We start from the raw sequence: 21,841 nt of genomic DNA, 5'->3' as shown, positions 1-21,841 counted from the left end.
GAAGCTACAGGTGACGGCTTAAACGAATTACACAAGGCCATGCAGCTAGGCTTAAAAATGGGCATGATTACTATTTCGCCGTTTACACTGCCCAAAGCAAACGATCACGAAGCCATCAAACAAAAATTTGGAGCAGAAAATATTATCACCATTGAAACAACAGCTACCGATGACGTGCGCACCGAACGCTTGGCTGCCTTAGGCCGCGATCCGGGCGACTCGGCTAAAAACTTTGAAGCATTAACAAACCCCGACCTGCAAATTGACACCACCAAGCTTAATTTGGACAAAGCCTTAAAACAAATTACCAGTCTTTTAAGCAAAAAGAAGTTTATCTTGTAATAATAATTTTAAAAAAATTTAGCTTATCCGCATCACTGGCACCAACAAAACACCCCAGCAAACTCATCAACTAACCACTCCCTCATTAAACAGAAAAATAGAAAAAATGATTACAAAACGTTATCACTTATTACCAAAACCGCTAGTTATCCCAGCAACCTTTCAGATATACGGACGAAAATATATCCATGGGAATCCGTAAAACCATTTTCTATTTCTTTTTTCTACTTTTCTATACTTCCTGCGGAGGCTACACCAAACCCGATGGCCTGCAGCAAAACGCGGATTTTAAAGTGGAAACCGTGGATGTATCTGCCTGCCGCGAAATTCCCGCTCCCCGCCAGTTCGCTTATTTCAGCTATTTTATCTCCGATACTGCTTTTGATACGCTTGTAAAGCCAACGCCAAATCCCGAATTTAGAGCTATCAGCCGTGGGTTTATCATGTACGGGGGCAAAAACCCGGTTACCGGAAATGTATTAAACGATTTATGGCTGTTTGATATTTCTAATCACGAAACCAATCATGCTGCTGTTTGCCCCTGGGTAAAATTAAAAGCTGGAGTGATGGACGAACCACGCTGGGGCGGCCGTATGATTTATCGTTTTCACGATAACACTCTCATGCTGATGGGAGGCTATAAACACACGGGGCTAAAAGACGAATCGACATCTGACATCTTACTCATGAATCTACCTCGTGCTTTGGCCAACGACACACAACGAAGTTTTATTGCGGGAGGTGCCTTGGCACCTAATTTTACACGCCTAAAAGTATATGGCGACACGGCTCAAAACAATATCGAAAGCTTATCCGATGGCAACCTTCACGACGATGGTTTTTACGAGAATAATTTCTGCAATACCCAACAAATGGATAGCTGCATCGTCCCCACAGGCCCAAATGCCTGCGACGAGCCGGATAACGGCATGATCAGCTCATGCGGCCCCTCCACTACACTGTGCAATCCAACAGCACCGCCAGGCACCATTTATGAAGGTTGCTTTTTCTCAGCCTCATGCACGCTTGGATCAACCGATAATGCCATCGATAAAAATCCCAATGGTCTGGCTCAGTTTGCCTTGCTTTATAATCCTTTTACAAATGGCGCTGTCACCATTGGAGGGACTGAAGGATGCGAAGGCAGCTCTCAAGCCTGTTCCAACTGGAGTAATTTTGACATCACACTTGAAAACCCAAACCAGGCCGTTGGCCGCCACGAACTCTTTAGCACCATCCCTTTTAATAAAGATAAGTTATCTTTGATGAACAGCAACAACATAATCAGCTTTGATTTATTATCGGGCAACACACAAACCGATAATGTAGCCTATCGCCAATCACCCGGAGTTAACGATTTTATAAAAGATTTCTGGCCCATCGGCGCAACCCTGGGGCTTTCCAATACCACGGGCACTATCACTGGACTTCGCTGGAATATCCGTAATGGTGGCTGGGAAATAAACTCCACGCCCACAGGGCTTTTAGTGGGAGGAACATTTAAACAGACCATGCCCCCGCTCTATGTATTAGATATCAATGAAAACCTGTGCGTTTCTCCCCAAGGTTGTGATGAAAATGGTGACGGCAGAGTTGAACTAAGTGAAATACCCCATACAGCTACAAGCACACATTGCTACCAATCCAATTGGTATGGTCACTATCAGCTTTTTAACAACACACCCGATGAAGAATACATACATCGGGTAGCCAAGATCGATTTAAACAGTCCTAATATCTTGCGTTTTACACCACTGGAAAATGAAGTCCCTCCGCTAATCAACACCGAGCTTGTTCCCTTTCGCTTTACCAGCCCCAACCCCAGAGGCGGCGATGATTTTATTCATGATGATTTTATGCTGATTGGTGGTTCCGATGTTAACGGCCAACAAATTTCGCACCCTATGCTCATTGGCGAAGACCCTCGCAGTGGCGCCGCTGTTACACGCATAGTGCCCGACATTGGCCCGCGTGAAAGTGTGGTAGCTGTAACCGATACCTTGGAACAGGCTGTGTTTGTATTTAGCGGAAGTGCCGATCAAACCACATATAAAATAAGTCTTAAAGACCATGGATTAAACCGTAATAACGGGAGCTACCAAATTACCGATGCCAATTTTACCTATAAGTTAGATGATAACAGTACGGCAGACATTGCCGATGATGAATGGACTATACAAAGTAAATATCATCTGCGTTATCATTGCGAGCCATCCACTTTGTGTTTTGCCGACAAAATTGTTCTCCATTTACTCGATTCCATTACACAGCCCGGCTACAATACAGCCCGTGTTTTTGCCACTCTTCCCGGTGACCACCCCTGCAATTTACCCGCACCTCCTGGGGACCCGCGCAAATTACCTGATCCCGACAACTATTGCCACGAACTAACAGTTCACTCAGCACGTAGCGCGTTAAATAATACTGTTTTTTATAACATGGGGTCCTGGAATTTACCCACACCGCTTGCAGATGGAGATGAAATAGATATTTCCGTGATATACACACCCGATATAAAAATAGCCACCGATCTCAAATATGAAAATGCCCAACAAACCGGAGCTACACATTTTTTAATGGGAGAAAACGGTGTTGAAAGCAAAGCATACAATTTTATAGCCCCCCCTCAGCTGGTAGCGGCTAACACCTCAACAAGCTTTAATTCACTATCTCAGCAGTTTAATGTAACCGATCACTTTAATATCAGTACCACCTTTATACTGCCCCCCACTTACCTGGGCGTAGCACCGGGAGCACCAGACATTAATCATGCCGTGTACAATCTCACCAACCCTCAGGAGTTTAGAAACTACCAAGCTCAAATTATGGAAAATGTTTCCTTAATTCACACCGTTTCTGATCCTAGCCTTACAAATGGGATGGAAGGAACCAGCAATATCTATATTTATAGCCAAAACGTTACTGGCCAAAACGATTTACTCAACAATTATATTAACTGCCCCACAACTCCTGGCGAAAAATTTTGTCTTTCACACGATTTAAAAAGATTACAAGAAATACTGGGACCTTTTCATCATCAGGATATGCACATTATCTATGAGGCACGTCATGGAGGCACAAATACTAGCCATGCATTTACCCACAATGGCATTATGGGCATTATAGCCTACGATGAATTGGGAAATCCTTATAGAATAGACACATCAGATCCTGGCACCGCATATGAAAACTCAAAAATAACCACTCATGAACTTTGCCATGGCTGGTTTGGCAGCGGTATTGACACCGACAAATGGCTGGAAGAAGGCATGTGCCAATACATTGAAAATCTTAACTATTACATTGATACAGATGGAGATACTCAAGATGACACGCGCTATGCTGTGCACGATGGTTATGAAGGGGATATGAATAATCTGTTGCAAGCAAGTAGAGGAACTGTTGGATGTGGTATTAAGGAACAAAAAAACTTTACGCCACTGCCTAATACCTATTACCAAGGCCGTTATATTTTAAGTCAGTTTTATTTTGCCTTAAGAGGCAGTGGATCTCCCGGCATGGATTCTTACGAAGGCTATTGGGCTATGTGGAAAGATTTTTTACATGCCCATCGCCGCACAACTGTTGATTCGGCCACTCTCAAAGCTTTTATGGATACTTATTTGGGACCCTACCGTACCGGCGGTATAACCAGAAAAGGTTTTTATTCAGATCATATCGAAGATTCATGTAGAGGCATTCCCCTTTTAACCTTGCGTAACTTTACTTACAACCACACACCTGGCACCGATCCTAACATTGGTTCCGAATGGTATTACGGTACATCCTCAGGACAATTTACGGTAGAACAGGTTCAAACCAGCAATTTTGCCCCTCCACAAGCCAGGAGTATGAAATATTTTTCTTACATTCCTTATTATCTTGAATGCGCACAAAGCGGGGCGGAAACTCCTCCTTTTGAAGAATGTAATAAATTTCATGTACTGAAAAACAACACGGAAACAATCTCCTTAACACCTACCACCTATTTTGAGAGCAACCAATTACCCCTCATGCCCACTCAGGCCGATATAGTCCAGGCAGAACGTTTAATGCCTATGACACAGGCAGAATTTTCAAACCGATATTACTGTGGCAGCTACAATATACCTTATACCGCTCCAGACGGCCGTACGGTAAATTGTGACCAAAATGCCGATGGTGATACCGCTAAAGCCCCTGAAGATTGTGGAATGGTGTACTCAAACTCTTTTGATACAAATGATACTGTTAATTCTAATAGCATTGAAAATATTACATCCACCGGTGATGTGGATTGTAATTGCTACTCGTATGATGGAACAAATCTTAATTTTGGATGCGATATAAACCAATCAACAGAGAGTCTCTTGATGTAATTTATGAAAAATAAAAACATAAAATCAACACTCACATTTCTCATGATAAGCTTTATGGTTTGCAGTTTTACAACAAAAAGCTTTGCACAGGAAAGTAAGGATTTTGCCCGTACTTTTATAAACAAAATAACCGAAGCCTCTACTGTAAAAGGACTTCTTATCATCAATGATGCCCAAGCTTCACAAATAGCAGACACTAATATTTCTACACAGGTTCTTGTATATGGCGATTTTAACAACGCCATTTTTTCAATGGACCCTCTCGACAATGCTCACATCCGTTATTTGTACCATAATAAAGAACTGGTAAGCTCTGTTCATTTCAAAAGGGATGAAAAACAGATTTACACCGATCAACCCTTAAACCCTTTTAATAGTGTGGATCATCTGAAAAATGACATCCCCAAGACAGTAGAAACCGTTTTACTTTGGATAGCCCGTAATCCCTCCCACTTTATTAGCTGGGAACCTCCTAGCCAGTTTGGCATAAAAGATGGTGGCTGGGCCAAAACATGGGTGCATTTACAAATTCCCATTCTTGATTACCATTTTTTTCTTGGGTTTATTAACAACGAACTTTCTGCTATTTTTATAGCCAACAAGGAGAACCAGTTACTTTATACTATTCAAGTATTAAAATTAGAATTTAACAAAAATATATCACAAGAAAAATTTACCACCTTCCGCAAACACCCGTTGGATGAGACCCCCAGCGCCGCCGAAAAATGGTGGCGGGATGCTTATTATCAAATAGCTCAATAATACGTGACAAAATAAGCTTCTGCCGCTAATATCGCAACCCTCATGGCAGGTAATTCCTTTGGACAAATTTTTCGCATCACCACAGCCGGTGAAAGTCACGGCCCTGGCAATGTGGTTATTATCGACGGCGTACCCGCCGGCATTAAGCTTGCTACGTCCGATTTCTTTTTAGATTTATCCCGCCGACGCCCCGGCCAATCTAAAATTGTAACCCAACGCAACGAATCGGACATGCCACAAATTTTATCGGGCGTTTTTGAAGGCAAAACAACAGGCACCGCTTTAGCCATCTTTATTCCCAACGAAGACCAACGCTCACACGATTATGGCGATATTAAAGATAAATACCGTCCAGGACACGCCGATTATACCTTTGATGCCAAATATGGTTTTAGAGATTATCGCGGTGGAGGACGCAGCAGCGCCCGCGAAACCAATGTGCGTGTAGCCGCCGGTGTGGTGGCTAAAAAAATATTAGAAAAAGCCGGAGTTTCTATTGTGGGTTATGTGCGCCAGGTGGGCGATATAAAAGCCAACATCCCGCAGCCCGAAAAAGTAACGTTAAAACAGGTAGAAGCCAATATCATCCGTTGCCCCGATGTAAAAGCCGCACCCAAGATGATTGCTCTGGTAGAAAAAATGCGCAAGGAAGTGGATTCTATTGGGGGTATTGCCGAAATTGTAGCCACGGGTGTTCCCGCCGGGCTTGGCGAACCCGTGTTTGATAAATTAAAAGCCGATTTAGCAAAAGCCATGATGAGCTTACCCGCTGTATTGGGTTTTGAATATGGCATAGGCTTTGGCGCTGCTTTATTAAAAGGAAGCGAAAATAACGATATTTTTGTGCCCAAGGGTAAAAACATCACCACACTTTCTAACCGTCACGGTGGCATGTTGGGTGGTATTTCATCCGGGTTACCTATTGTTGTGCGCTGCGCCATTAAACCCACTAGCTCACTAGCACGCGACCAGCAAACCGTAACCACTGGTGGCAAAAAAACCACCATTAAAACCAAAGGTCGCCACGATCCCTGCTTGCTTCCCCGCTTTATTCCTATGGGCGAAGCCATGATGGCCATTACCTTGGCCGACCACCTGTTAAGGCATCAAGCTGCCCACTAATTCTGCCTATTGTTTCACTTTAACACACTCTAAAACCCCTATCGGGGAAAGTCCTCAAAAAAACCTAAAAATATCATATAAAACAAAAATATACGGTTTGGCATAAAGCCTGCAATTAGTACGGGTATGTTGTCCTTTTTAGCCAAAATGCTGCATACCGCAGTGTTGTTCATAAAGCCCAAAATGCTGGTGATGTATGCACTCAGTTATTTTAGCTACTGGGTGATGACCAACGAAGAACTCATCATGAGTGTGCAGCGTTTTTTTAATCTCGTCTCGGGCAACACAATGGTTTTGGAAGGTGAAAAATTTAAACCCTTTATAGGGCAATACAAGCTAACAGAAATCAAATTTGAAGATACAGAAAGTATTGTGGCACTCAATATTTATCCCGATGAAATAAAAACATTCCAAATTAAAAATTACGGAGAAGGCCCCTCCAAATTGCGCGCTGGCGTGATGCTATCGCCCGAAAGTTCCTTACATATTAGCTCAAACAATGTATGCACATTTAAATGGCAAATTGACGTTCCACAGGAAGACCTCGACTCATCGCAATTAACCGTAGAAAGCACTATGATGTCGGGAAAACAAAAAGTATTTGGCTGCCTCAACGACGACAAAAGTGCCAAACTACCCAACATTCTCACTAAACTAAATAACACCACCTATAAAAAAATTGGGGACTATTTATATTTCACTTCCTCTCGCCTTAACATTACAGAAACCTTTATTTTTAAGAAAGAAGCGGCTTTTGCCCAGCATTAAAGCTAATTTTAGCAATGATATATTCCCAAAAAGCGATAACACTTCTTTATAATTGCTGCTAATATAATACGTTATGAAACGGCATATTATTGGCTGGCGCGAATGGGTAAGTTTGCCCGATCTCGTCATCCCTCAAATTAAAGCCAAAATTGATACGGGTGCTAAATCTTCATCCATTCATGCGTTTGACTTGGAACTTATCACTCGGGGCAAATTACGTATCGCCCGATTTATTATTCACCCCTTACAAAAAAACGAAAAAAAATCGGTTGCCGTTGAACTTCCTATCCACGATTTTAGGAGTGTTAAAAGTTCCAACGGACAGGAAGAATTACGCCCGGTAATTTTAACCCGTGTATCTCTGATGGGTTTAACTTGGCCCATTGAACTTACTTTAACCAGACGTGATGATATGGGTTTTAGGATGTTACTGGGGCGTCAGGCTATACGTGATAAATTTTTAATTAACGCCGGCAAATCATTTTTTGGTAAGAAATTTGATAAGTATCATATTAATCCCGATAAAAAGGAAAAAGATTTATGAAAATTGGAATTTTGTCGCTGCGCCCCAGTTTGTATTCTACCAAACGTCTTAAAGAAGCTGCCGAAGCCCGGGGGCACGATGTGCGCGTGGTTGATTATTTACGCTGCTACATGAACATCACCTCGCGCAACCCCCATGTTATTTTTGCCGGCGAAAAACTGGATTTCGATGCCATCATCCCGCGCATTGGCGCCTCGCGCACTTTTTATGGATCGGCCGTGGTACGCCAGTTTGAAATGATGGGCGTTTTCTCGGCCAACGAATCTCAATCCATCAACCGGTCGCGCGATAAATTACGCTCACTTCAACTCTTGTCTCGCGAGGGTGTTAATTTGCCGGTTACAGGCTTTTCGTACTCAACAAAAGATATTGATGGTTTAATCAACATAGCCGGTGGAGCGCCCCTCATCATTAAATTACTGGAAGGAACTCAGGGCATTGGTGTGGTTCTAGCCGAAACCAAAAAAGCGGCCGAATCGGTTATTTCGGCCTTTCGCGGTATTAAAGCCAATATCTTGGTCCAAAAGTATATTAAAGAATCCTCCGGCACCGACATCCGCGCTTTTGTAGTGGGCGATAAAGTGGTAGCCAGCATGAAACGCACCGCCCCCGAAGGCGAATTTAGAAGCAATTTGCACCGCGGAGGCACTGCTTCGAAAATAGAACTATCAGAAGAAGAAACTCAAACAGCCATCAAAGCCGCCCGTACTCTAGGCTTAAACATTGCCGGTGTAGATATGATGCGCTCTAACAGCGGGCCGCTTGTACTCGAAGTCAATTCTTCGCCGGGCTTAAAAGGCATAGAAAGCTGCACTGGCGTGGATGTAGCTGGCGAGATCATCCAGTTTTTAGAAGTCAACGCCGCCCGTGGCAAAACGCAGGATAAGGTGAAAGGCTAAGCTCTTTTATTACGTAATGGCAAAAAATAAAGAATAATTTCTATTTTTGCTCTTACCTGCCTCGCATTTCGTTCAACTAATCCCATTTCCTCTAATAAATTTAAATCACGCTGAATGGTTTTGCTTGTCTTGCCTGCATAAGCCTTAGCTAAACGCGTTGTCAGCTCTGCCACTTGAGAATAATTAACCCAATCTTTTTGCATACCAAGATCAAGCGCCAAATGTTTTTGACGTATATTGCTCATACTATTCTTACTTTGGAACAATTCATGGACATAGTTACGCCAGGCTACATCCCATTGTTGCTCCCAAACATAATTTAACTGAGCCCTTAAACCATCAACAAACCCAGTGATGGCATATTGCAAAAAGGGAAGAATATTACCTCCCGATTTGCTTGCCATATCCAGCTGACGATAATACTCAGTCCTAGTCTGGTTATAATGATTACTTAATAAGTGCACGGCAGGCGAAGGCACACCAGCAAAAAGTAAAATTTGAAATTCCAACAACCGGGCCGTGCGTCCATTTCCATCTCCAAACGGATGTATCCAAGCCAAATATAAATGGGCTACAACGGCTTTGATAATTGCATAAACTATAGCCATATTTTCAGTAGACTTTTTAGCTTGAAAATCAGGTCCATTAAGCCATTCACATAAACGCTCCAACAAATAAGGACAATCTTCTGCAGGAGCTCCACGATAAATATTACCTACAACCACAGAATGTGTACGCAATTCTCCAGGGATTACATCTTCTTTAGACGGAAGCTTATCAAGCACTTGACGATTATAAGAACAAATTGAATCAGAAGAAAGTTGAGGAAGTGTACTATTTGCTACTTGGCTTCCAATTTTATTACAAGCCTCTAGAATATTTTCAACTTCTTGCTTAAGATACTCTTTTGATGGAGGAACTTCCAGCTTACCTTCCACAGCTTTCAACACTTCTGCCTCAGAAAGTGTATTTCCTTCAATGGCCGTTGTTGCAGCTATACCTTTTGCTAAATAAACTTGATGGAGCCGTTTAGCAGTCCCAGGTCTTAAAGGAACACGAGAAAGGTGTTCACACTTAGATGCAGCCGCCCCTAAAGCTAACCATAGTTCAGGATGGGCCTTCCCCATATCAAACTGAAATGACAGCCACGGGTGTGTTTTCTTAAAAATCTTCATTTATGTCCATTTTTTTATTATAAAAAATATAATAAATACAAATATTTAATAAATATAATACTATATTTTATACTAAAAAATGTCCACCATTTTGTCCTGACTTATACAGGCCTAAAACAAACTCATCTGGTCGGCATCACGCACAAATAAATCGGTGCGTAAGGGAATCATTTCCCTATTAAGACCGGCAGTTTTACAACCCATTTTAAACAAATTCTCAATTTCCTGGGCCAACACACCCTCGCCACGCATGCGGCTGCCAAACTTAGGATCATATAATTTTCCACCGCGCATCTCCTGCAAACGATGAATCACTTTTTCTTTTCGGTCGGGAAAAAAAGTTTCTAGCCAGTTCTCAAACAGCTCTTTTAGTTTATACGCAAGCCTCACCAGCACGTAGCCGGCCCATTTAGCACCTCTCATAGAAGCCTCCTTTAATATTTGGGGAATTTCAAAATCGTTAATGGCCGGAATAACGGGCGCTGTCATCACACCCACAGGTATTCCAGCTTGAGATAATTTTTCGATGGCATTGAGCCTTTGCTCGGGCGTAGACGCCCTCGGCTCCATCACACGCTGCGTATGCACATCAAGAGACGTGATGGATAGATTGACTTTAACAAGATTGTCTTTGGCCATATCACTCAAAATATCGATATCACGCGTGACCAGATGATTTTTAGTGATAAACACCACAGGATTTTTATGACGCGCTAAAACTTTGAGACAATTTCGCGTAACTTCTAACTTTCGTTCCACGGGCTGGTAAGGATCGGTCACACCACTCATAGCCACCACTTGCGGCACCCAACTTTTCTTTTGCAGTTCTTTTTCTAAAAGTTGAGGGGCATCGTGCTTCACCATAATTTTAGTTTCAAAATCGAGCCCGGATGAAAAACCCAAATATTCATGATAAGGCCGCGCATAACAATACACACAACCATGCTCACAACCACGATACGGGTTGATGCTGTACTCAAAAGGAATATCGGGGCTATCGTTGCGGGATAAAATACTATGCGTGTCATCGGGCAGGAGATCGGTTTTTAAGGTAGGGTTATCGTCTTCGGGAGTAGGTTCGAGTTCTTCGGGAACGGTAATGGTAGATAAAAAGCGGTTTGGGGGATTTGTGGCCGTCCCCCGCCCTTTGAGTTTCTTTCCAAAAAAGATTTTTGAATTGGGAGCATTCATGCCCCAGAAGGTACATGAACGATCGTTCACTTTGCCAAGTACTTTTTTATATCCATATGCCGCGGCCTTCTTATTTATTCAATGAAACATACGGTTTTAAATGACTTTTTATTAAAAATATCTATTCTGCAAAAACCATTAAAAAATCATCTTCCAAAGGACTTTTTATGCAAAATTACGAAACCCTTCTTGTTACCGTCACCAATCACGTGGCCCACATCATTATAAACCGCCCTCAAAAAGCAAACGCGATGAACCAAGCTTTTTGGACGGAGATAAAACAAGTGTGTGAATGGGTGGATAAAACTCCCGATGTGCGGGTAGCCATCATCAGTGGCAATGGCCCACATTTTACTGCCGGCATTGATTTACAAATGCTCATGGGTTTTGTTTCTCAAACTGCCGACAATTGCGAAGGACGTAAACGCGAAAATATACGTTTAGCTGTTTTGGAATTACAAAGTTCGTTTACGGCCATTGAAAAATGTCGCAAACCCATTATTGCCGCCATCCACGGCGGTTGCATTGGCGGCGGCGTGGATATGGTGAGTGCATGCGACATGCGTTTTTGCACTGCCGATGCCTTTTTTACCATTAAAGAAATTGATATGGGCATGACCGCCGATGTAGGCACGCTGCAACGTCTACCTCATTTAATTGGCGACGGCATCATGCGCGAGATGGCTTATACCGGACGCCATGTGTATGGTCCTGAGGCAAAAGAAATTGGGCTTGTGAATCGCACCTTTGCTACTAAAGAAGACATGCTAGCCGAAGTTACAAAACTAGCCCAAACTATCGCCGCCAAGTCGCCTCTCTCTATAAGAGGCACAAAAGAAATAATTGTGTATACGCGTGATCATCCGGTAGCAGATAGCCTTAACTATATTGCCACCTGGAATGCGGCCATGCTGCTTTCAAACGATATTCAAGAAGGCATGATGGCGGCGATGGAAAAACGAGAACCAATTTTTAAGGGTTGAGAAAACCAAAATGAACCTCAATTTCTGGGAGGAAATAGGTAAACAGGAGTACTAGGTACGTCATACAGTGTATAGTCGGGATGATAAATTCCCACTCTTTGTGAATCAGCAGACCATAAAAGTATTTGTCGATGTTTACTTGAACAACTTAGCCCTGCTCCCCCCGGTGCTTTTTTCAAAATAAGTCGATATTGAGGTCTTAAAAATATCTGACACTCATCCCCCAATCCTTTTTCATATAAATACGCCGTTTGCTTGCCATCCGGAGATGTTTTTTTCTGTATATAACGCGAATCAAAGAGATCCACCCCTATTCTCAAATAAAAGTAAACCTGCCAACACAAATACACAGTCAGCAGATGAAAACCCAACATCAAAAAAAGCTTATTTTTATAAAGCTCAAACTTATCTTCGCCAAAAAAGCGAATAAATAAATGAATATGATAGGGTACTGTGAAAAAAATCGAAAGCAGCAAAATATTACCCGCCGATTTAAAAACGGGCATTAGCATCTGATCATTCCCTGAAACGGAATATTCCCACAACAAAATGAGAAGCACAAAAGCATACAAAGGCAAAAATATCCTAATCAAAACCAGATAAAATATTCTCAAAAACGGACGGTTTACAAAAATCATATTTTCCTTTATCACTTACAACAAAAAAACCATTGTTTTCAATTGGAACGATATTTTATATTTCTAATCAAGCGTCCCCTTTGAAGGATCTGCTCGTCAACAACAATAGTTTCCAATTTTTGGTTAGTAGCGGAAACCTTCCAAGCTAAAGTCCCAATATCAGCACTATTCAAAACAATCACATCCACATCACCCATCCACCCAACCGCCCATTTCATTGTATCGGATGCACCTGTTTGGATAAAATCCAACTCCACTCCATTTTTATCAAGCAAATAAAGTTTGACGCACAGATATTTTGTTTTATCTGTTTTATTCAAATTAATGTCAGTTTTTAGAACGTACTGAGATGAAGGCGAAGGCAAAATCTCCACCGTAGACGTTTTTCCACAACCATCCAGCGTCAACACAAGAACCAAAAATATCATCCCGTTTAAAAAATTACGCCATCCGTTATTGGCCAAATAATAATATAGGATAATTTTTCTTCTGATTAACATACTAGACTACGTCTCCCGTTAGGAGACCTTCACCACAACGCCATTGATAAACTCCACCACTAAAATATCAGGGGCAATCCCCCCGATGGAAGGAACAAAACCCAAGTAATATGTCCAAACATCTTTATCATACTGATTTTTTTCGTCTCCTTTCATCCCCTTCACTTCCTCTTTTGTTTTACCCATCAACATCCAACTTTCAATAATATAGTCAGAAAGTTCGTAACGATACTCAATTTGAGAATACCACAAGTCCCGATTAAACGTCCGATGTGGGATACACAAGCCTACCCACATGCGGCATCCCCTCATAAGCACTCCCTAGAGATAATTGAACTATTTTTCAGGCCATTTGTACAGAATCTTGCCATCATTCATCAAAAAACTGTCACGAATAACATTTTTTTGATTGAAGTCGATTAAAAACTTCGAAGTATTTTAATACTACTTACACCCACTTCTTAATTGTGACAAAGCCCGCTGGGCTTTATTGACAATTTCAATCCAAATTGCAGATTGATGGAGTTCATTCACATCACGCGTGGCAGGTAAAAAATTCCTCCTCGCAGCATAAAAATCGTTAAATTCCCCTAATATCCCCACTTCATCGTCCGTGAAAGACTGCCTGAATAAATCAGTGTCAGGGTGGTAGAGGTCATCAAACCAAATACAAACCAATTCAGCCGTCACATCCGCAATAGGAACTTTTTTTTGATATTCGATCTGTTCCTCCAAGCAAGAATGAAGTTGAAGCGCTTCAAGAATTGTTTGTCTAAAATGTGAGTTGTTATTTTGCATCGTCAAATTGCGAAAATTTTCTGAATCTGATTTGTCATTTAATTTTAAAATAATATTAAGTATTTTTATCCATTGTTTTTATGATGCAAAAGCAGTTTTAAGAATTCTACCTTCTATATTCTTTTCAGGTAACTCTAATCGCACTTAACAGCCGCACTCTCCATGAACAATATAGGATTCTTTTTTCTTGCCCAAAGTAATCACAATACGTGTATTTTCATCAGCCCATACCTCGTCAAGCGCCCGTTCCTGCTGGCCAAATACAATTTCGCAGGTCATGTCACTATTTTTAAAAACCATTTTTTCTTTTGAAGAAATAAAATTTTCTATCTTATTACCTTCCTTTTTAAGCTTAAATAACTTCCCGTCCCGCTTCACCAGTAACGTATCTTGATAATTGAAAGCGCCCACCACATCCTTATCATTTTTAAAAAGACAACTACACCCATCCACAAAACCTAACACCTCATTTTCATTTAAAACTTCCATTTTTTTGGCGGGAAAAGCCCAAGAAAAAGAAACATCCATCATCATAATTAAAAGCAAAAACCCAACAATAAAGTGTATTTTTCTCATTCTGTCTCCTTCTAAAAACTGACACTCTCTTTAAAAGATTGCTCGCACCTATCAAGATCTTTAATTAATTTCTAGCCAGTCAACACGCTAGCACAACCTATTGATGCCTACCAACAGGCTTGCATAAAACTCCATCTAAAAACGTGCCAACAACTTCCCTTCGCTTAAAGTTTAATTTTTTTAACCCACGATAAATGCACTCCAAAAGCTGACAAGGCCGCTCGGCGCATTTTAGAGCTATCTCCAGTTGTTATAAAAATATCTGGGAAATTATTATCAAAAATTGGCCAATGTTTCTTAACCCAATCCATCAAACATGTTACTGGATCGATGAGAGAAGGATAAGGGTACATTTTTTTGATAAGCCTCCCCACAACAGGATAATGGGTACAAGCCAAGATAAGATAATGACAGCTTTTTAAAGGGAATACTGTTCGATATATCTCTTTTTCCATATTAGGTCCATCTACCGTGCCGTTTTCTATAAGCCATGATATTTTTTGCCCAACTCGTTGTTTTACATCGCACCCTTTTTTAATAAGAGCCCTCCGGTAAATACCCGAACGGACTGTTTGAAAACCACCCATCACTCCCACTTTACTTCCCTTTGCAAAGCCAACACTGCATAATACCGGGTTAATTACGCCTGTCATCACTAACGGCGAAAAAAAATCCTTACCGGGCTCTAAAACAGTACTGGCTGCATTACAGGCCAACACCACATGCGTAACACCTTGTTGATGCAAAAAAGATAACACCTTTCGTATTCTCTTTTTAAGATTGTTTTTTTTAAGCCTTCCATAAGGCACAGCACCCGTATCTGAAAAATAATATACCCCCGAGTGAGGATAGTTTTTTTTAAAGAGCTGATAAAAGCCAAGTCCTCCTACCCCCCAATCGAGAATCGCTAGTTTTTGCTCTTTGTTTAACATAGACATGATTTTAAGGATAACTTTGCGGCGGAACCCAGCCCGGCTGGAGTGGCCCCGAATCAAAAGCCAGCACGCGGTTATGCAAACCTCTATTTAAAATAAAGAGCTTCCCTTGGGGATATCGGCTAGCGAGATACCACCGGTATTCATGCTCGGCTCGGATAGGGTTATAGTTTAACATCCCCTTCCAATCCGGATGAGAAACCAGTTTTTTAAGTTTTATTCTAAAATCACGATTTTTTTTAAGTTGCCAAAAAGTCCTCAGCTTATCCCACAATAACCGCGGCCACTCCCATATCTTGGCCGGTACGGTAACCATATCCACAATCAGTATTTTTCCTCCCGGGGCCAACACGCGGCGCATCTCATTCATAAGAGGGTCCCAATCTAAATAACGAAAAGACAATAACGATATTACTGCATCAAAACTTTGATTGGGATATGGCAAAGAAGGTGAATCAACAGTTTTAAACTCAAGATACCCACTAGTTCCCCAGCGTTTAGCTGCAGTCTCAATCATTGTTAGGGAGGCATCCACACCACAGCCTTTTGCAAGGTAAGGAGATAAACGCCCTAATAAAGCACCATTACCGCAACCAATATCCAATACCCTTAAACCAGATTTTTTGCTGGAACCAAAAAGATGGCCTTCAAGCCACTTACATTCATCGGCACGCACCCCAATATCGGCAAACGCTTCATCATAAAGTTGGGCTACCGTATTATAACTAGGATCCGCTTTAAGAGGTCCCGGTTTAAATTCAATAAAGCGCTCAGCTTTGGCCAAACCTAAAAATTTACGAAGCGAACCAAAATATCCGTGCGACTTACGCCCAGCACAGCTCATCACATACAAGTCAGCTGTATCTTTAAAACCTTCCCAAACAAAGCGATTTGGACTGCGGGATACGGTTGTGTAAAGATGGTAGCCATAGCTTACAACATTAAAGGTACGAGAAAAAAAAGGGGCAAAAAAACGGGCACTGCGACAGGTATGAAAATAGGCACGGGTGGCCGCATTCATAGGCAATGTTAAATGCTTCCATTCGTACGGGCTAAACTGCTCCGGCATGGCGGTTGTACGGAACATTGGACCATACATTCCGGCATGGCCAATAAAATGAAATTCTTTTAAAACAATACCCTGCTTCAGGATTTTTTCCATCACATCCACAAAATCACGTTTACTTTCAACGGCCCAACATTCAATAGAAAGACCGGGATATTCAATTTGCTTGGTTTTCTGCAGTGTTTCCGCCGCCCTCTTAAATTGAGGGCCACCTTCCCGGTACAATGTGGTATACAGTATTAAAATCATCTCCAGGCTGTCCTTCTTAAAATAAGCCGTTCATTCCGCGGTATCCAGGCTCCGCAGTTATCGGCCACCACCAGAGTTTCCCTTTTTTTCACATCATACACCTGCATGGCATGAATACCGGGAAGATAAAAATGAATACCCACGCCATCTTCAAAACATTTCATATCGTGAATTGTACGTTTATTAACTTTAACCACGGCCGGGGCCTGATGAATGCGCGTATGCACATGCTCAATCCCGTTGGATGTTTTTTTCCAATAACGTTCTATAAAGCGGCCGCGAATTAATAACACATAACCATGCGACAAACCATGATCATGGGGAGCACAAAAAACATGGGGACGCCAATGAATGAGAATCACCTCACCGTTTTTGTTGCGAGCAAGTGGAAACCTGCCATATGGTTCACAGTTTTGGGGATTAGGAAAACTGAGGTTAAGCGGATTTGACTGCAGCCATTGCAAAAGAAAATGTTGAGCCTCCGCAGCATCACTTTCTTGAAGATATTCTAAAAGAGGATCAAACATTTGAACTCCAAAGTTTGTACTTGTAATTAAAGTCGCTTATTGAGCTAACTGCGTTATGCGCGCCCGGAGAGGTTCGACCCCACTCCGCTCCGCTTCGGGGGCCATTACGCCTTCGGCTCCATGGACTCCCGACCCTTGAGCTATTTTTTTTGCGCGCCCGGAGAGGTTCGACCCCACTCCGCTTCGCTTCGGGGGCCATTACGCCTTCGGCTCCATGGACTCCCGACCCTTGAGCTATTTTTTTTGCGCGCCCGGAGAGGTTCGAACTCCCGACCCTTGGTTTCGAAGACCAATGCTCTATCCAGCTGAGCTACGGGCGCATGTTACTAAAGCGGTTATCAACGATAACTGCTTTTGTTACAGGCGCCCTGTCCTTGAACAAAGCAAGGACGGGCGCATGTAGCTTGGCCACCTTAATATAAAGACTAATACATCACAAGCCTGAGAATATAGGAGTGGCTTATATTAAAAACATTCATTATTATATTCATTAAATGAATAGCTATACCAAAAGCATTTTTACTATCTTATTATCCACTCTGGTAATTTTTATTCACCTCTCTTGTAAAGCCAATAACACAAATACAAAGTACTCAGCTCAACAGGGCATACAAGATGCTGAAGAAAATATTAAAAATAATAAGCTTTACCTTGTAACGTTTGGCGAAGAACTCCCAAAACCTAAAATAGATCCTGAAACAAAACTTGAAATTATAACACTAGGATGCGAAGGAGATCCTGAAGAGGATGAATATATTAAGGCTTATAACGATAAAATTAAAACCTACCTAAAAAACCAGAATAACAAAAAAACTAAATAGGGTGTTTGTACAAACATCTAACGTTATTAGCGCAATATTTTTAAAATATTTTTCAACCGCATACCGTTTGGGCTTACAGCCCAACCGCTTTTCTGGAAAAATATGGGTGCCCCAACCTTACGGTTGGGACTACCCCAAGTTAATCTTAATTTTTAAATTAAGGAGTGGGGTGAATGACGGGGCTCGAACCCGCGACAACCGGAATCACAATCCGGGGCTCTACCAACTGAGCTACATCCACCATACTAAACTATGGATAGAGATAGTCCCCAAGCGCGTTAGCGATTGTGGGGCATCCACCATACTAAAAAAATCTAATAGAGATTGTCCTTAATTGCGAAGCGATTAAGGGCATCCACCATAATATAAAAACTACAATAGACAGATTGTCCCAAAAGCAAAGCTTTTGGGGCATCCACCAGCAGATACTGCATACCCTTAGTTAAGGGAGGCAGTCTTTTAAACTTTTCCCAAACACTTGTAAAGTTCAATCACACCCCACCCTAACTCCTTAAAATCACTCAAATTATTCAAAAATTGGATACACTAGCAACTTTACCCCCTTACTATCCGATAACTATAGGCAGGAAAGAGAGGCATTTTTATGGGAAACCAACCTTTACGCGCATGCGCTGCTACAACAGAACAAACACAAACAACACCTTCTATACCTGCCGATTTAGCAGACTTTGCTTCCAACATTTTGAAACTAAATGATACCAACAGCGATGGAATTTATACCCAAGATGAAAATACAAAAGTTAATCCAGATACCTTTCGCACTCTTTCCAATGTGGCTTGGGACAATGATAACAATGGCATTAATGCTGATGATTTAAAGATTTTAAAAGCCCGTTATGATGCTCAAGCTCCCTTACATGGCACCCTGTTTGATGATAATAAATTAAAAGGATTAGGCTTACTGGCTCAAATGGACGGGATTAAGTCTTATTGGGATTCGAGCTGGACCGAAGAATATCCCGGCACCGCAAATGGACCTTATTTAGAAGATGGTAAACGCGTTTATGGTATTGCCGAAAGCGCGATCGCTTATATTGCAGGCCCCGGTGCCAGTATTAGCGACTACCTAAGAAATAATCTTCCCGAACTTAACCCCAATAAAGATTACGTAAAAATAGGCCCAAAAGTTTTAGCCACACTACAAGAGCGGGTTTACAGCCAAATGCTGGCCGGCGCCCAGGTGGCTGCCAATTAACCAATTTTTCTACTGACAAATTCTTTTCGTTTGATTAGAAGACCTCCTTCATCATTAACCCCTTGGAGGAACCCATGACCGAACGCAAAGTTTATAATTTTTCTGCTGGCCCCGCTACCTTACCTGTATCTGTACTCAACAAAGCTCACGCTGAATTTTTAGATTATCAAAATAGTGGCATGTCGGTGATGGAAATGAGCCATCGCTCCAAATATTACGAAGGTATCATTGCCGGCGCCGAAGCGGCCATCCGCAAGGCTTTAAACGTTCCTAATAATTACAAAGTATTGTTCCTTCAGGGTGGTGCTAGCCTCCAGTTTACAATGATTCCCATGAACTTTTTGCGCAACTCCGGCAAAAAAGCTGGTTTTATCACCACCGGCTCGTGGGGCCAAAAAGCGTTTAAACAAGCCAAACTTGAAGGCGAAACCGCTGTCTTATGGGATGGCGCTTCCGAAAAATTTACCCGTACTCCTAAAGACAGCGAACTGGCCGATAGCAGCAATTTAGCTTATGTTCATTATACTTCAAACGAAACTATTGAAGGCGTACAGTTTAAAGCCGAACCTAATGTGAAGAGTGATCTCATTTGCGATAGCTCTTCCGATTTTATGTGCCGTCCGCTCGATGTAAGCAAATACGCCATGATCTACGCCGGCGCGCAAAAGAACGCAGGCCCTGCTGGCACCACCATTGTTATTTTACGCGAAGATCTCTTAACCAGAATTCCCGAAAAACTCCACGTGATGCTCGATTATAAAACTCACGTTGAAAATGGTTCGATGTACAACACCCCTCCTTGCTACACCATTTACATGGTAAAACTGGTGGCCGAATGGTTGAATGGTGAAATTGGTGGCTTGGATAAAATGGAAAAGCTCAACAACGATAAAGCAGGTCTTCTCTACAATGTTATCGACGAAAGCAGCGGTTTCTACAAAGGCCATGCAGCCCAAGAAAACCGTTCCACCATGAACGTAACCTGGCGCCTCCCCAGTGAAGATTTGGAAAAGAAATTCATCGACGAAGCCAAAGCGCTCAACATGATTGATTTAAAAGGTCATCGTTCCGTAGGCGGGCTCCGCGCTAGTATTTACAACGCTATGCCCCGCGAAGGCGTAGAAAAACTGGCGTTGTTTATGAATGAATTCCGCAAGAAAAACTAAGGTTTTTCTAAATAGTAGAAAATAAAAAAGGGCCCTTTAAAGGCCCTTTTTTTATTGAAGTGCTTGCTCAATTTTATCGGTTAATTCCGGACCAATGGCGCCGCTTTTAAAAGCTGTCACATTCCCTTTAGAGTCGATAAGATATTTTGAAAAATTCCAGGCAGGAAACTGTTTGGTAGTTTTACCCAAGGTTTGAAAAAGAGCATTATCCCCACCCTCTTTCACACTGGTTTTAGAGAACAGTTGAAAGGTAACTCCAAAATTTTTTTCACAAAAACTTTTTACTTCTTCATTACTCCCCGGTTCTTGTGCGCCAAAATCATTGGAGGGAAAACCCAGTACCACAAGTCCCTTTCCCTTATATTTTTGATGAATCTCCTCCAAATTTTTATACTGCGGCGTAAATCCGCAGGCGCTTGCGGTATTAACTGCCAAAACCACTTTGCCTTGATACTGGGCCAAGTCCACCTCACGGCCGTTTATGTCTTTCATTTTAATACTAAGCGGGTTTGTCATAAATGCTCCTTAATGTTTGTAGAGTTCAAGAGAAAGCCAGGTTATGGATCCATCTTCTTTCATTTGGCGCACTTCTATTTTTTGAGTAGGGCGATGGATACGGTACTCATCTACCTTGGGTGACGTTTGAGGATCTCCAGGACAACCATCTTTGTGCTTTTCGTAAGAGGAAAAATAAAAATATTGTTCATCATTTTTACCAGCTACTACATCCAAGCAATGAGGTTTAAGCCATGCTTCGTAAAGGTGTTGTTTTTTTATGGTTGAAGTAAGGAGAGAAAGAGCACTTTCTTGAGTAAGAGGTTGGGCCTGAGCACAGAAAGAAACAAGAAAAAGTAATAAGAAAATATGTAGCTTCATAAAAGCAGGTTGCGCGCACTTATCATTGAAATTTTATTTCAATGATAAGTACAGCGATTTTCTAGGCAGACCGGCCATTATCAATGGCCGCTCCGCCAAGAAAATCGCACTTTCTACGAAATGGTTCGAACTTATTTTCAAACCACTTGCGCGGACACCACTATAGGCGTGGCGGCGCGAGAACTCCACGAGAAAATTGCTTCGCGTTAAAGAAAATTGGCTCAAGTTTTTTTGAGAACAAACCGCGCGCTTGAAAACAAACGCGTGCACAAACCGTTCTGAGGCAAAACCCGCGCCACTTCGCCTTGGCTCAGCGTCACGGCTTTTGC

Annotated in this window: 23 protein-coding genes and 2 tRNA genes; 11 read left to right on the top strand and 14 right to left on the bottom strand. The window is 42.0% G+C overall.

Annotated elements, in window-relative coordinates; translation table 11 throughout:
- The 7 genes from K1X76_11675 to rimK all read left to right on the top strand — a co-directional run.
- Window positions 1-342, top strand: a 342-nt coding sequence (locus tag K1X76_11675; GenBank protein ID MBX7149722.1) for a hypothetical protein, incomplete at its 5' end; no start/stop codon positions are given.
- 188 nt (window positions 343-530) lie between these two features.
- The gene (locus tag K1X76_11670; GenBank protein MBX7149721.1) at window positions 531-4,700 is read left to right on the top strand and encodes a hypothetical protein; all 4,170 of its coding nucleotides are present in this window, start codon (window positions 531-533) and stop codon (window positions 4,698-4,700) included.
- A gap of 3 nt (window positions 4,701-4,703) precedes the next feature.
- Window positions 4,704-5,462, top strand: coding sequence for a hypothetical protein (locus K1X76_11665; protein ID MBX7149720.1), 759 nt, complete (start codon window positions 4,704-4,706; stop codon window positions 5,460-5,462).
- 42 nt (window positions 5,463-5,504) lie between these two features.
- The gene (gene aroC, locus K1X76_11660) at window positions 5,505-6,584 is read left to right on the top strand and encodes a chorismate synthase (protein ID MBX7149719.1); all 1,080 of its coding nucleotides are present in this window, start codon (window positions 5,505-5,507) and stop codon (window positions 6,582-6,584) included.
- A gap of 126 nt (window positions 6,585-6,710) precedes the next feature.
- On the top strand, window positions 6,711-7,352 hold the full coding sequence (locus K1X76_11655; protein MBX7149718.1) for a hypothetical protein: 642 nt from the start codon (window positions 6,711-6,713) through the stop codon (window positions 7,350-7,352).
- A gap of 73 nt (window positions 7,353-7,425) precedes the next feature.
- Window positions 7,426-7,896: a RimK/LysX family protein gene (locus K1X76_11650; protein MBX7149717.1), complete on the top strand. Its 471-nt coding sequence runs from the start codon at window positions 7,426-7,428 to the stop codon at window positions 7,894-7,896.
- Window positions 7,893-8,795, top strand: a complete 903-nt coding sequence (rimK, locus tag K1X76_11645; GenBank protein ID MBX7149716.1) for a 30S ribosomal protein S6--L-glutamate ligase — start codon at window positions 7,893-7,895, stop codon at window positions 8,793-8,795. The genes K1X76_11650 and rimK overlap by 4 nt, the downstream gene beginning before the upstream one ends.
- Here the strand turns inward: rimK and K1X76_11640 are convergent.
- The gene (locus K1X76_11640; GenBank protein MBX7149715.1) at window positions 8,792-9,970 is read right to left on the bottom strand and encodes a Fic family protein; all 1,179 of its coding nucleotides are present in this window, start codon (window positions 9,968-9,970) and stop codon (window positions 8,792-8,794) included. The genes rimK and K1X76_11640 overlap by 4 nt on opposite strands.
- Before the next feature lie 111 nt (window positions 9,971-10,081).
- Complete coding sequence (locus K1X76_11635) at window positions 10,082-11,161, bottom strand: PA0069 family radical SAM protein (GenBank protein MBX7149714.1); 1,080 nt, start codon at window positions 11,159-11,161, stop codon at window positions 10,082-10,084.
- Window positions 11,162-11,328: 167 nt separating this feature from the next.
- On the opposite strand from K1X76_11635, the gene K1X76_11630 reads away from it, so the two are divergent.
- On the top strand, window positions 11,329-12,144 hold the full coding sequence (locus tag K1X76_11630) for a crotonase/enoyl-CoA hydratase family protein (GenBank protein MBX7149713.1): 816 nt from the start codon (window positions 11,329-11,331) through the stop codon (window positions 12,142-12,144).
- Between the two features lie 17 nt (window positions 12,145-12,161).
- Here K1X76_11630 and K1X76_11625 read toward each other — a convergent pair whose 3' ends face one another.
- The 9 genes from K1X76_11625 to K1X76_11585 form a co-directional block, all read right to left on the bottom strand.
- Window positions 12,162-12,782, bottom strand: a complete 621-nt coding sequence (locus K1X76_11625; GenBank protein MBX7149712.1) for a hypothetical protein — start codon at window positions 12,780-12,782, stop codon at window positions 12,162-12,164.
- Between the two features lie 38 nt (window positions 12,783-12,820).
- The gene (locus tag K1X76_11620) at window positions 12,821-13,282 is read right to left on the bottom strand and encodes a hypothetical protein (protein MBX7149711.1); all 462 of its coding nucleotides are present in this window, start codon (window positions 13,280-13,282) and stop codon (window positions 12,821-12,823) included.
- A gap of 18 nt (window positions 13,283-13,300) precedes the next feature.
- Window positions 13,301-13,594, bottom strand: coding sequence for a hypothetical protein (locus K1X76_11615; protein MBX7149710.1), 294 nt, complete (start codon window positions 13,592-13,594; stop codon window positions 13,301-13,303).
- Window positions 13,595-13,726: 132 nt separating this feature from the next.
- A complete protein-coding gene (locus tag K1X76_11610; protein ID MBX7149709.1) occupies window positions 13,727-14,080 on the bottom strand; it encodes a hypothetical protein in 354 nt (117 codons plus the stop codon).
- Window positions 14,081-14,224: 144 nt separating this feature from the next.
- Window positions 14,225-14,656, bottom strand: coding sequence for a hypothetical protein (locus K1X76_11605; GenBank protein MBX7149708.1), 432 nt, complete (start codon window positions 14,654-14,656; stop codon window positions 14,225-14,227).
- A gap of 164 nt (window positions 14,657-14,820) precedes the next feature.
- Window positions 14,821-15,594 carry an aspartate/glutamate racemase family protein gene (locus K1X76_11600; GenBank protein ID MBX7149707.1) on the bottom strand — a complete coding sequence of 258 codons (774 nt, stop codon included), beginning with the start codon at window positions 15,592-15,594 and terminating at the stop codon, window positions 14,821-14,823.
- Window positions 15,595-15,598: 4 nt separating this feature from the next.
- Window positions 15,599-16,906, bottom strand: coding sequence for a class I SAM-dependent methyltransferase (locus tag K1X76_11595; GenBank protein MBX7149706.1), 1,308 nt, complete (start codon window positions 16,904-16,906; stop codon window positions 15,599-15,601).
- Window positions 16,903-17,433 carry a cysteine dioxygenase family protein gene (locus K1X76_11590; protein ID MBX7149705.1) on the bottom strand — a complete coding sequence of 177 codons (531 nt, stop codon included), beginning with the start codon at window positions 17,431-17,433 and terminating at the stop codon, window positions 16,903-16,905. Before K1X76_11590 ends, K1X76_11595 begins: the two co-directional genes overlap by 4 nt.
- 246 nt (window positions 17,434-17,679) lie before the next feature.
- Window positions 17,680-17,753, bottom strand: a tRNA-Arg gene (locus K1X76_11585).
- 174 nt (window positions 17,754-17,927) lie between these two features.
- On the opposite strand from K1X76_11585, the gene K1X76_11580 reads away from it, so the two are divergent.
- Window positions 17,928-18,254 (top strand): hypothetical protein, encoded by a 327-nt coding sequence (locus K1X76_11580; protein ID MBX7149704.1) that lies wholly within the window; start codon window positions 17,928-17,930, stop codon window positions 18,252-18,254.
- Window positions 18,255-18,419: 165 nt separating this feature from the next.
- Here the strand turns inward: K1X76_11580 and K1X76_11575 are convergent.
- Window positions 18,420-18,495, bottom strand: a tRNA-His gene (locus K1X76_11575).
- Window positions 18,496-18,858: 363 nt separating this feature from the next.
- Here K1X76_11575 and K1X76_11570 point away from each other — a divergent pair.
- On the top strand, window positions 18,859-19,470 hold the full coding sequence (locus K1X76_11570) for a hypothetical protein (GenBank protein ID MBX7149703.1): 612 nt from the start codon (window positions 18,859-18,861) through the stop codon (window positions 19,468-19,470).
- 74 nt (window positions 19,471-19,544) lie between these two features.
- Entirely contained in the window at window positions 19,545-20,636 is a 1,092-nt protein-coding gene (gene serC / locus K1X76_11565; GenBank protein MBX7149702.1) for a 3-phosphoserine/phosphohydroxythreonine transaminase, read from the top strand.
- Window positions 20,637-20,687: 51 nt separating this feature from the next.
- On the opposite strand, the gene K1X76_11560 is transcribed toward serC, so the two are convergent.
- Both K1X76_11560 and K1X76_11555 read right to left on the bottom strand, forming a co-directional pair.
- Window positions 20,688-21,152 (bottom strand): glutathione peroxidase, encoded by a 465-nt coding sequence (locus tag K1X76_11560; GenBank protein ID MBX7149701.1) that lies wholly within the window; start codon window positions 21,150-21,152, stop codon window positions 20,688-20,690.
- A 9-nt stretch (window positions 21,153-21,161) separates the two neighbouring features.
- Window positions 21,162-21,512 (bottom strand): hypothetical protein, encoded by a 351-nt coding sequence (locus K1X76_11555; GenBank protein ID MBX7149700.1) that lies wholly within the window; start codon window positions 21,510-21,512, stop codon window positions 21,162-21,164.
- Between the last annotated feature and the right edge of the window lie 329 nt (window positions 21,513-21,841).

The organism is bacterium, assembly GCA_019695305.1.
Lineage (GTDB): Bacteria > UBA10199 > UBA10199 > UBA10199 > JAIBAG01 > JAIBAG01.
The sequence above is the reverse complement of the archived record's forward strand: the minus strand, read 5'-3'. Positions and strand labels throughout refer to the sequence as shown.